Below are 12,293 nucleotides of genomic sequence, written 5' to 3'. Positions count from 1 at the left end.
CCACCGCTTTGCATAGCCATGCATTGGTGTGTATATACTTCTACTCGTGTCCAAGGTCCTCACCTCCCTCCCTGTCGGCGAACGAGTCGGGATCGCCTTCTCCGGCGGCCTCGACACCTCGGTAGCGGTCGCGTGGATGCGCGAGAAGGGCGCGGTGCCGTGCGCCTACACCGCCGACGTCGGCCAGTACGACGAGCCCGACATCGCCTCGGTGCCCGGGCGCGCCACGGCCTACGGCGCGGAGGTCGCACGGCTGGTCGACTGCCGGGCCGCGCTCGTGGAGGAGGGGCTCGCGGCCCTGGCCTGCGGGGCGTTCCACATCCGCTCCGGCGGCCGCACCTACTTCAACACCACCCCGCTCGGGCGGGCCGTCACGGGCACCCTGCTGGTGCGCGCGATGCTCGAGGACGGCGTGCAGATCTGGGGCGACGGCTCGACCTTCAAGGGCAACGACATCGAGCGGTTCTACCGGTACGGCCTGCTCGCCAACCCCTCCCTGCGGATCTACAAGCCCTGGCTGGACGCCGACTTCGTCAGGGAGCTCGGCGGGCGCAAGGAGATGTCGGAGTGGCTGCTGGAGCGCGGCCTGCCGTACCGCGACAGCACGGAGAAGGCCTACTCCACCGACGCGAACATCTGGGGCGCGACGCACGAGGCCAAGGCGCTCGAGCACCTCGACACGGGCATCGAGATCGTCGAGCCGATCATGGGCGTGCGGTTCTGGGATCCCGCCGTCGAGATCGCCGCCGAGGACGTCACGATCGGCTTCGAGCGCGGGCGGCCGGTGACGATCAACGGCAAGGACTTCGCCTCCCCGGTCGACCTGGTGCTGGAGGCCAACGCCATCGGCGGCCGGCACGGCCTGGGCATGTCCGACCAGATCGAGAACCGGGTCATCGAGGCCAAGAGCCGGGGCATCTACGAGGCGCCGGGCATGGCGCTGCTGCACGTCGCGTACGAGCGGCTGGTCAACGCCATCCACAACGAGGACACCCTCGCCATCTACCACACCGAGGGACGGCGGCTGGGCAGGCTGCTGTACGAGGGCCGCTGGCTGGACCCGCAGGCGCTGATGCTGCGCGAGTCGCTGCAGCGCTGGGTCGGGATGGCGGTCACCGGCGAGGTGACGCTGCGCCTGCGGCGCGGTGAGGACTACTCGGTCCTGGACACCTCCGGGCCGTCGCTCAGCTACCATCCGGACAAGCTGTCCATGGAGCGGACCGAGGACTCCGCCTTCGGGCCGGTCGACCGCATCGGCCAGCTGACCATGCGCAACCTGGACATCGCCGACTCCCGCGCCAAGCTTGAGCAGTACGCCAGGCTCGGCATGGTCGGCGCCCCGCAGCCGCCGCTGGTGGGCGCCGCCCAGGCGGCCTCGACCGGGCTGATCGGCGCGATGCCCGAGGGCGGGGCCGAGGCGATCGCCTCCCGGGGCGCGGTCTCCGTCGACGACGAGCTGCTCGACCACGCCGCGATGGAGGCCGGCACCGACTGACCCGCAACGGGCACGACCGACCGCCGCCACCGCCGCTGCTCGGGCGACGCTCGCCGGGTTCGTCACCGGCGGGGTTGCGGGCCCGCCGTCCCGGTGGCGCCGGCGTGCGGGCCGGAGAGCCCGCGAACTTACTGCGAGGCCAGCCGCCTGAGCGCCGCACGCGGAACGGCCGGGTCGGTCGTCCGCCAGAACGGCGGCAGCGAGCTCAGCAGGAAGCCGCTGTAGCGGGCCGTGGCCAGCCGGGGGTCGAGCACCGCGACGACACCCTTGTCGTCCTGCGACCGCAGCAGCCGCCCCACCCCCTGCGCCAGCAGCAGGGCGGCGTGGTTGGCCGCCACCGCCATGAACCCGTTGCCGCCCTTGGCCGCGACGTGGCGCTGGCGGGCCGAGGTGAGCGGGTCGTCGGGCCGCGGGAAGGGCACCCGGTCGATGATCACCAGGCGCAGCGACGGCCCCGGCACGTCGACCCCCTGCCACAGCGACAGCGTGCCGAACAGGCAGGTGGCCTCGTCCTCGGCGAACTGCTTGACCAGCAGCATGGTCGAGTCGTCGCCCTGGCACAGCAGCGGCACCTCCAGCCGGTCGCGCAGCGCCTCGGCGGCGGCCTTGGCGGCGCGCATGGAGGAGAACAATCCCAGCGTGCGCCCGCCCGCCGCCTCGATCAGCTCGGCGATCTCGTCGAGGTAGGCCTGGGGCAGCCCGTCGCGGCCCGGCTGGGGCAGGTGCTTGGCGACGTAGAGGATGCCCGAGCGCTGGTGGTCGAAGGGCGAGCCGACGTCGATGCCCTGCCACTCGCCGTCGGCCAGGCCCCACTGCCGGGCCAGCGCGTCGAAGGTGCCGCCCAGGGCCAGCGTGGCGGAGGTGAGCACCACCGTGCGGTCGCCGAAGAGCTTGTCACGCAGCATGCCGCCGACGGTCAGCGGCGCCACCCGCAGGGTGGGCGGGCGGCGGTCGGTGCCGGCCTCCAGCCACACCACCTCGGCCCGGTCGGCCTCGGAGTCGTGGCCGAACGCCTCCAGCATGCGCACCGCCGTGTCGTGGACCTCGTCGAGCGCGGCGAAGGCCATCTTGCGCTGGCCGCTCTTGTCCGGGTCGTCCTTGTCGGCGTTGCGCGAGCCCATCGCGGTGATGCAGGCGTGCGCCGCGTCGCGCACCAGGGCGAGCGTCTGGGCGAGCACCGGGGGCAGGTCGTCGACGCGGCCGGGCGGCGCGGCGGCCAGCAGCGCCTTGAGGTCTTCGCCCGCCTCCTGCAGCCGGTCGGCGACCGGCTGCTCGATGAGTCTGGCCACCCGCCGCACCGCCAGGAACACCGACGTCTCCGACAGCTCGTCGGTGACCACCGAGGTGACGCGGTCGACCAGCTCGTGGGCCTCGTCGACCACCACCACGTCGTGCTCGGGCAGGATCGACATCTCCTCCATGGCGTCGATCGCCAGCAGCGCGTGGTTGGTGACGACGATGTCGACCTCGCCCGCGCGGGCCTTGGCCAGCTCCGCGAAGCACTCCCCGGCGCTGGGGCAGCGGGCGGCGCCCAGGCACTCGCGGGCGCTGACCGAGAACTGCCGCCAGGCCTGCTCGTTGACGCCGGGGACCAGCTCGTCGCGGTCGCCGGTCTCGGTCTGCTCGGCCCACTCCTGGATGCGCTGGACCATCCGCCCGGTGGCGCTCACCTCGCGCGGGTCGAACAGCTGCTCCGGCTCGTCCTCCTCCGGCCAGGCGGCGGTCAGCTTGTGGCGGCACAGGTAGTTGCGCCGGCCCTTGAGGATCGCGAACGTCGGCTCGTGGGGCAGCTCGTCGGCCAGCGACTCGGCCAGCCGGGGCAGGTCGCGGTCGACCAGCTGGCGCTGCAGCGCGATGGTGGCCGTGGAGACGACCACCGTGGTGTCGGACTCCATGGCGTGCCGCAGCGCGGGCACCAGATAGGCCAGCGACTTGCCGGTGCCGGTGCCGGCCTGCACGGCCAGATGCTCCTCCGCCTCGATGGCGTGCTGGACGGCACGCGCCATGGTCACCTGACCGGGCCGCTCGGTGCCGCCCAGGGCACTGACGGCGGTCTTGAGGAGGGACTCGACGGGGGGGAGGAGGGAATCCGGCACGGAAGCAAACGCTACCCGCATCCGGCCGCCCGGCGGCCGGCGATCACCCGGATTGTGGATAACCCATGACCGCGGGCCTGTGCGAGGGGTGACGCGATATGTGCATCCCGGCGTTCACCGGACGCATCGGCATCCGCGTGGCACACTGACGACCGGACGCAGAGGGTAGACGACGATCTTCCCGAGGGGGCTTCTGGGGCGCATGGTAAACACTTGCTGACCTGGGTTTTTAGAGGCTGAGTGGACGAATATAGGCTGGTTAAAGAAAAATGTCCTCCATGTCGGAAGTTGTGCCGCTGCCGTCGTTCGGCGAAGTATTCTTCGATGCCCGAGGCCAGGAGCGGTGTCTCCGGGTCACCTGGCACGAGGGAACCCTTGTCCTGAGCCTGTGGCGCGGGGAGATGTGCACCGCGAGCTTCCGCATGCCGATCGAGGACGTCGGCCGCCTCCTGGACACCCTCGACGAGGGCTACGCCGAGGTGACCGGGGGCGAGCCCGCCGCCCAGCCGGCCGGGGAGCCGCCGGTGATCCCCGGCACGGGCCAGTACAACCGGCCGCCCGAGAACTTCCCGCCCGCCCAGCCGCTCACCGACGAACGGCCCACCGCCGCCATGGCGCCCAGCGACGTCCTGGTCGCCCGCGGCACGCCGCCGCCCGACAAGCTCGTGGCCTCCTTCGGGGAGACCACCGCGCCGCGCGAGTCCTACGCCGCGCCGCAGTACACCGAGCCGCAGTACACCGAGCGCCGGCCCCAGTATGCCGAGCCCGTCGCCGCCGGCGCCGGCGACCCGGTCTACCAGCTGCCCGCCGACCAGTCCCAGCTGCGCGCCGACCCGCTCGGCCTGGGCCCGCAGTACCAGACCTCCCAGCAGTACGGCTCGGCCGCCTCCTACCAGGACTCCTACCAGGGCGCCCAGCAGTACGGCTCGGCCCCGCCGTACACCGGGCAGCACATCGCGCAGCCGCAGGAGCCGGCGCCGGCCGCGGCCGGGCTCGGCACGCCCATGCACGGCATCCCCGGCGCCGGACGGCGCCGCCGGCAGCCCAACCCCGTCGACCCGCTGCTCGGGCTCGGCACGCCCCAGCAGCCCGAGCCCAGCATCACCCGCCCCTACGTCCCCGACGACATGTACGTGACGGGCGAGCGGCTGCGGCCCGACCAGCAGCGCCACGACGACCCCCGCTGGTGAGGACCCCGCCCCGCACCTCCTGAGCCGGGCCGGCGCGACCCCGCCGCCCGGCGGTCGGGCATCATGCCCCTGTGGCCGTCCGCCGCGCCCGTATTGCGCCCGCAGCGAACCGGGGACGGCCGGCGGGCGCGCCCGGTGTTGGCGTCCACGACGATCAACGCCGGACGGGCGGCCGCCCTTGACCGGCTGAGGGGGGTCCATGGACGAGATGACCGGCCTGAGCCTGCTGCTCCTGGCCGCGGGGGCGCTGGGGGTGGCGGCGCTGTCCCGACGGCTGGGCTGGCCGGCGCCGCTGCTGCTCGTGCTGGCCGGGATGCTGGCCTCGCCGCTGTTCCCGGGCAGGTTCACGCTCGAACCCGAGATCGTGCTGCTGGTGTTCCTGCCGCCGCTGCTGTACTCGGCCGCCCTCGACAGCTCCTACCTGCGCCTGCGCGACGTCAAGCGGCCGGTCGCGCTGCTGTCGGTCGGCCTGGTGCTGTTCACCATGCTCGTCGTCGGCTGGGTCGTGCACCTGCTCGTGCCGTCCCTGCCGCTGGCGGCGGCCTTCGCGCTGGGCGCCATCGTGGCCCCGCCGGACGCGGTGGCCGCCGTGGCCGTCGCCCGCCGGCTCGGCCTGCCCCGCCGGATCGTCACCATCCTCGTCGGCGAGAGCCTGTTCAACGACGCCACGGCGCTGACCGCCTACCGGGTGGCGCTCGGGGCGGCGACCGGCGCGGCCTTCGACCTGCTGGACGGCTCCTGGCAGTTCCTGCTCTCGGCGGCGGGCGGCACCCTCGTCGGGGTGGCGCTGGCGGTGGCGTTCGGCTGGGCGCTGGAGCGGATGCGCGACTCGCTGGCGGAGAACACGGCGATGCTGCTCATCCCGTTCGCCGCCTACCTGGCCGCCGAGCTCGTCCACGCCTCCGGCGTCATCTCCGTGGTGATCGTCGGCCTCTACCTGGGCAACCGGATGCACCGCATGGGGTTCGGCACCCGCCTGGTGGCCGCCGGCGTGTGGAAGGTGCTGGACTTCTTCCTGGAGAGCATCGTCTTCGCGCTGATCGGCCTGCAGCTGCCGGCCGTGCTGCCCCAGGGGTACGGCCCCTGGCGGCTGGCCGGGTACGCGGCCGCCGTCTTCGCCGCGACCGTGCTGGCCCGCTTCGTGTGGGTGTTCGCCTTCTCCTACCTGCGGCGCGACCGCCCGCCGGTCAGGCACGCGATCGTCGTCGCGTGGGCGGGCATGCGCGGCGTGGTGTCGCTGGCCGCCGCCTTCGCCCTGGTCGACACGCCCATCCCGGACAAGGATCTGGTCGTCTTCCTGACGTTCACCACCGTCATCGGCACCCTGCTCATCCAGGGCCTGACCTTCCCCCTGCTCATCAGGAGGCTGCGGGTGTCCAACGAGCGGGAGGCCTACGAGGACGACCTGGCCGAGGCCGCCGCCAAGCAGCAGGCCATCGCCGCGGGCATGGAGGCCCTGGAGCGGATCGTGGCCCGCGAGGGGCCGCCGGACGAGATCTACCAGGACGTGCTGGACCAGCTGAAGACCAAGACCGAGCGGCGGGCGCTGACGGCGTGGGAACGGCTAGGCGGCGGCACCGCCATGGACGGCGCCGAGACGCCCAGCGCGCTGTACCGCAGGCTGCGCCAGGAGATGCTGGCCGCCGAGCGGGAGGTGTTCGTGCGGCTGCGCGACGAGCGGCGCATCGACGACGAGGTGCTGCGCAGGGTGATGGCCGAGCTGGACTTCGAGGAGGCGATCCTGGAGCGCTAGGACGTGTCTGATGGCTCTTGAAGGTGATGCTGGATCTGCTGCCAGCCGGGCAGGGGTCCGGCATGGTGGGACGACATGAGCTGAGCGATGCGCTGTGGAACAAGATCGCTCCGTTGCTGCCCGCCAACGTCAGGCCCGGCGGGCAGTGGGCCGACCACCGCACGGTGATCAACGGGGTCTTGTTCCAGGCTTTCCGGATGTCCCTCTTCCCGCCCATGGTCGCCGGAGCCGGGCTCCCCCATGATCCTCCACCCGGGCCGCGACTCACCTGGCTGCTCGGCGGGGTGGCGATGCGGAGCGGGGGCGAGGATGCCGGCGGCAGCATGGTCGGGCTGTGGCTCGGGCCGCTGCCGCCAGCGGCCCGAGCCCACTCTCGCACCAGCAGGCCGGGGTATTGATCCTTGGCGGCGGCGTGGACCGCTGCCGTCTCGCTGTCGAAACGACCATCGGCAGTCCCGCTCGCCCGGACACAGCGGTCGTGCACGAACTGGCCGACTTCCCGGATCCGTGAACGCCCGTGTGCGGCCCCGTTGACCGACCGCCGGGAACGCCGTTTCGGCCGCCAGCGCAAAAACGCAGGTCGACGTCCTGGAATGCCCGGCAGATGTCCCGTTGATGGCCTGTCCGGCAATCTTCTGCGCTGCGACCATTCGGTTGAACACTCCCAGGACGAGAGGAAGACCCATCGTGCGTGTCAGAAAGTTGGCCATGCTCATCTCAGCCGTCGCCTTGTTAATCGGCGGCCTGTCCGGTGCGGCGAACGCGCAGCCGTCGGATTCCCGGATGGAAGCGGTCCTGGCCGTCGCGGGCGACGTAGCGCCGCCGCCTCCACCGGTCACCAAGGACGGGGTGCAGGTCCAGGGCTCGTGGATCGGGCCCTACACGTACCGCAACCTCTACACCGGCAAGTGCCTGGACATCCGGGGCGCCTCCAAGGACAGCGGCGCGCAGGCGGTGCAGTACCGGTGCATCGCCGGCAGGACCTCGCAAATGTGGTTCCTGTGGCACACCGAGGGCGACGGCTCCATCGACTTCCATCTGATCGGCAACGGCAACAGCGGCAAGTGCCTGGAGCCCATCCCGACCTTGACGCGGGGAGCGCCGCTCCTGCAGTACACCTGCTACCTCGGCCTGGACAACCAGGTCTGGCGCAACACCAGCACCTACCCCAACATCCAGGTGAACGACGCCTCCAACTACTGCATGGAGGTTCAGGGAGCGTCGCTGGCCGACCTCACCAAGATCGTTCAGTGGGACTGCCACCACCGGGGCCACCAGGTCTGGCTCCGCTACAACGCCTGACCCTTCGGCCGGGGAGCCTGCGCAGCGATCTGTCGGTCTCGATGTCGTCGACCACGCCGCCTCCCGCGAGCGCCCCGCCGCCGCCCGGCCGAGACTGCACGGTCGCGGCCGGTCACCCGCCGGCCCTGCCGAACGGGCCGAGCCGCGGTAGGGGCCGCGCACGTACACCGGCAAGGCCGAGCCGGCCGACCGCGACCGTAGACCTCGACGGCGGTCCGGTACGCAAGCTGAAGGCGCTGACCAGCCTGTAGTCGACGGTGCCCCCCACGGAGGCGGGGAGCATGTCGGCGCCTGAGCGAACTGACGGGCGGGCGCGTCACCGCCGCTGACGAACCCTCCCATCCCCCCTCCCCTCCGCCACCTGGGAAGATCATGCGCAGTTTCAAACCCCTCGCCGCTGCCGCGGCCGTCACGGCCCTGTTCTTGGGCCAGCTGTCCGCGCCACCCCCTGCATCCGCCGAACCGACGCCGACGCCACCGCCCGCCCACGCCGACATCGCAGTGCCGCCCACGAAGTCCGCCGCCCCTGAACAGGTCCCCACCGGCGAGCGCGCCGGACTGCTCGGCACCGGATGGGAGAGTTCCGCCGACCGGGCCGTGGCCACGAGCGGGGACGCCAGCGGCTTCCACGTGCTGGTCGCCGACGCCAAGGACGGCTACCGGTGGCGGACCGCCGCGTCGCTGTCCGAGCCGGGCTTCGATACCGACGCGTGGATCGGCAACATGTGCGTGACCGCCTCCGGCAAGCGCGCGGTGGTCGTGTACGCGCCGCGCACGTTCACCAACAAACCCGACCTGGCCGATCGCGGCGGCTTCACCGCGATCGTGGATCTCGACGGCGGCCCCGTGCGCAAGCTGGCGGTACAGACCACGCTGGCCTACTTCAACCCTGGTTGCGGGCCGTCCGAGACCGCGATCCTGACCCAGAGCGCCGAGGAGCCGGCCGCCACGCGCCTGCTGGCGCTCGACACGGCCAAGGGCACCCTGGACAAGCCGATCCAGGTGCCGGGACAGCTCACGTCGGCGGTGCCCACGCCGATCGGCATCGTGGCCGCCGACGCCGCCGCGCTGGTCCGGGTCGCCCCCTCCGGGAAGCGGACGCTGCTCGCCCGGGCCAAGGGCGTGCCGTACCGGCTGACCCCGGACGCCGACGGCGGTCTCGTGTACGCCGAGGTCGAGGGCGAGAACTCGGCCGCGGTGCGCAGGGTCAGCCTGCCCGACAAGGGCACGGGCACGGTCACGACACTGGCCACCGGAGCCCTCACCGAGCTCAGCGTGCGCGCCGCCCGCGGCGGCCAGGTGGTCGTCACCGGCACCGGCAAGACGCCGCAGGCCCGCACGAACGCGGCCGGCGTCATGCTGGCGGACGTCGGGCACGAGGCCAGGCCGTCGCTGTCCGGCCGGCTGGCGGTGACCTCGGTCCTGCGGACGCACACCCCGGATCCGCGGGTGGCGCCGGCCGATCCGACCGACGCGCAGCGGGTGGACATCACCGCGACGTCGCTGGTGACGAACAAGACGTTCACGCTGGCCGTGACGCCGACCCCCGGCGCCGGCGGTGGCGCCGAGCCGAGTCCCGCGCTCGGCCTGGGATCGGCCGCGACGGCCGGCGGCCCGAACCAGCCCGACGACGACGACCGGGCGTACTGCTCGGTGCCCCGTAACGACCCGCGCATGCAGGCCATGCAGCCCAAACCGCGCCAGGTGGAGTGGGCCGTGGACCAGGCCGTCAGGGGCGTGCTGACCGTGCAGCGCCCGGCGAACTGGAAGAACCTCCCCCTGCCCGCCTACACCCCGCAGGGCCTGTTCCCGCCCCGGACGCTCGAAGGCGGCGGCTACGTCCCCGCTCAGGTGCTGCTGGGAATCGCCGCGCAGGAGTCCAACATGTGGCAGGCCGCCCGCTTCGCGGTGCCCGGCATGACGGCGAACCCCCTGATCGGCAACTACTACGGCATCGACTACTACAACGACGACGAGAGCGACGACTGGCACATCCGCTGGGACAAGGCCGACTGCGGGTACGGCGTCATGCAGATCACCGACGGGATGCGCAAGGCCGGCAAGGAGAAGCCGGGCGAGGTCGCGCTGCCCTCCGACCACCAGAAGGCCATCGCCCTCGACTTCGCCGCCAACATCGCCAGGGGCCTGCAGATGCTGCAGGACAAGTGGAACGAGACCCGGCGCGCCGGGCTGATCATCAACAACGGCTCGGCGGACCGGATCGAAAACTGGTTCTTCGCCGTGTGGGCCTACAACTCCGGCTTCCACCCGAATACGCACGACGGCTCCCCCTGGGGCGTGGGCTGGTTCAACAACCCGGTCAATCCGCGCTATCCCGCCGACCGCAACCCGTTCCTGGAGACGTCCTACGCCGACGCGGCCGAGCCGCAGAAGTGGCCGTACCCGGAGAAGGTGATGGGCTGGGCGGGTCACCCGATCGAGCTCATCGAGACCCCTGGCAACCTGGTGCACGGCTACCGGGCCGCATGGTGGCTGACCGAAGCGGACCGCACGAACGTCCGACCGCCGGTGCACCAGTTCTGCGACGAGAGCAACCAGTGCTACTGGCCTGAGGGGCACTTCGAGCCGGACGCGCCGGGCCTGGAGGGCGAGCCGGCCGGCCCGTGCGCGCACAAGGACAGCAACGGCAAGTACGACCTGAAGTGCTGGTACCACCAGCGGTCCCAGTGGATCGACGACTGCCAGACCACCTGTGGACGCGAGTTGCTGCGCTTCGACCCCGGATACCCCTATCAGGAGGACGCCACCAGCTACGCCCCCAACTGCGGCCTCACCGGGCTGCCACAAGGCGCCCTGATCGTCGACAACCTGCACTCCTCGGTCCCGTCGGTGAGACCGAACTGCGACCCGCAGTATGCCGACGTGGGCTCCTTCCAGTTCACCTTCCAACACGACCTGCACGGCAACTACCCGGGCAAGATCGACGTCCACCAGATCGGCTCGGGCTTCGCCGGCCAGTTCTGGATGAGCAACACCATCCCGAGCGACGCCCCCAGAGCGGTCGGCACCTGGACGCTGAACCAGACCGCCGGATGGGCCCGCGTCCTGGTGCATCTGCCGGTCATCGGAGCACGCACCCAGCAGGCCCGCTACGAGATCGACCTGAACGGCGACCGCACCTACGGCAAGAAGCGTTACCTGCCGCAACAGATCGGCCGCAACGGCTGGGTGTCGCTGGGGGTGTACAACTTCAACGGCACCATCCCCAGCATCCGGCTCAGCAACGTGACCGACGACGGCAAGGGCACCGTGCGCGTCGCCTGGGACGCGATCGCGATCCAGATGCTCAACGCCAAACCCAAGCACATCGTCGCCGCGCTCGGCGACTCCTACAGTTCCGGTGAGGGCGCGGGCGACTACTTCGCCTCCTCCGACGCCGACCACGGCACCGCCTGGTGGAACGCCTGCCGCCGCAGCAACGACGCCTACTCGCGCAAGGTGGTCCTGCCGGGCGGCACCACGAACCTCGGCACGCTCGCCGATCGGTTCGACGCCAACCACGAGCTCGGCTTCGTGGCCTGCTCGGGAGCGATGACCTGGAACGCGGCAGGCTGGGACACTCCGAGATCCTGGGACTCGCCGGGCAACTACAAGACGGGCGAGGGACAGTTCCACGAGATGGCGCAGGTCAAGTCGGGAGTGCTGGACGGGAACACCACGCTGGTCACCCTCACGCTGGGTGGCAACGACGTGGTGGACGGCGGGGCCCAGGGCATCTTCTCCAAGGTCGTCTCCGCCTGCCTCGCCCCGGGCACCGACCCGTACTGCGCCTCGGCCACGAGCGGGCAGAAGGCCATGATCGGCGTCATGGTGGACAACGTGGAAGGGGTGATCAGGGAGATCAGGACCAGGGCCCAGAACGCCAAGATCGTACTGCTCGGGTACCCCGTGCCGATCAGCCTCACCCGCGAATGCGCGGTGCTCTCCACACTGATCACCCCGGATGATGCCAAGGCCATCGCGGATCTCGTGACACACATGGGCGCCAAGCAGAAGGAGAGAGTCGACGCGCTGCGCGCCGAAGGCATCCCGGTGTACTTCGCGCAGCCCGGCAACGAGTTCCTCCTGCACGGCGTCTGCGATTCTGACCCCTACATCAACGGGATCACGACCGGCCCGCGCGGCGAGGGCGACTTCCACGTCGGTGACGATCCGAGCCCGCTGTGCATCATCCAGGAAGTCATCTGCATGAGCAGGGAATCCTTCCACCCCAACGACGCGGGCACGTCCGCCTACGCCCGGGCCCTGCGCGCCGGCCTGGACGAGGCCGGATACCGCAGTCCGTAACGACCCGAGCCGCCGGGCGCCGTCACCCGCCCCGCCCGGCGGCTCGCCACACGATCATCTCCCGGCACACGACCCACACCTCAGGGCCCGGCCGGAACCCTCCGACGACCCATCATGGCCCGAGTTTGAACCCCGGCATTCGCCTGACC

The 12,293-nt window shown here is 71.4% G+C and carries 7 protein-coding genes; 6 read left to right on the top strand and 1 reads right to left on the bottom strand.

The genetic code is table 11. The features are described 5' to 3' along the window. Positions 1-46: 46 nt before the first annotated feature. Positions 47-1,495, top strand: coding sequence for an argininosuccinate synthase (argG, locus tag BSB02_RS19975; RefSeq protein WP_084960520.1), 1,449 nt, complete (start codon positions 47-49; stop codon positions 1,493-1,495). 128 nt (positions 1,496-1,623) lie between these two features. On the opposite strand, the gene BSB02_RS19970 is transcribed toward argG, so the two are convergent. Then, positions 1,624-3,612, bottom strand: coding sequence for an ATP-dependent DNA helicase (locus tag BSB02_RS19970; RefSeq protein WP_084960519.1), 1,989 nt, complete (start codon positions 3,610-3,612; stop codon positions 1,624-1,626). Between the two features lie 257 nt (positions 3,613-3,869). Here BSB02_RS19970 and BSB02_RS19965 point away from each other — a divergent pair, with 257 nt between their 5' ends. From BSB02_RS19965 to BSB02_RS19945, 5 genes are all read left to right on the top strand, one after another. After that, on the top strand, positions 3,870-4,781 hold the full coding sequence (locus BSB02_RS19965; protein WP_143590903.1) for a hypothetical protein: 912 nt from the start codon (positions 3,870-3,872) through the stop codon (positions 4,779-4,781). A gap of 199 nt (positions 4,782-4,980) precedes the next feature. Further along, positions 4,981-6,534, top strand: a complete 1,554-nt coding sequence (locus tag BSB02_RS19960) for a Na+/H+ antiporter (RefSeq protein WP_084960517.1) — start codon at positions 4,981-4,983, stop codon at positions 6,532-6,534. A 26-nt stretch (positions 6,535-6,560) separates the two neighbouring features. Then, positions 6,561-6,932 carry a transposase gene (locus BSB02_RS39790; RefSeq protein ID WP_143590901.1) on the top strand — a complete coding sequence of 124 codons (372 nt, stop codon included), beginning with the start codon at positions 6,561-6,563 and terminating at the stop codon, positions 6,930-6,932. A 385-nt stretch (positions 6,933-7,317) separates the two neighbouring features. Further along, positions 7,318-7,836, top strand: coding sequence for an RICIN domain-containing protein (locus BSB02_RS19950; protein WP_158088679.1), 519 nt, complete (start codon positions 7,318-7,320; stop codon positions 7,834-7,836). Positions 7,837-8,208: 372 nt separating this feature from the next. Further along, positions 8,209-12,144, top strand: a complete 3,936-nt coding sequence (locus BSB02_RS19945) for an SGNH/GDSL hydrolase family protein (RefSeq protein ID WP_143590899.1) — start codon at positions 8,209-8,211, stop codon at positions 12,142-12,144. Positions 12,145-12,293: the final 149 nt, after the last annotated feature.

This window comes from Thermoactinospora rubra (assembly GCF_002093975.1).
Classification (GTDB): domain Bacteria; phylum Actinomycetota; class Actinomycetes; order Streptosporangiales; family Streptosporangiaceae; genus Nonomuraea; species Nonomuraea rubra_A.
The sequence above is the reverse complement of the archived record's forward strand: the minus strand, read 5'-3'. Positions and strand labels throughout refer to the sequence as shown.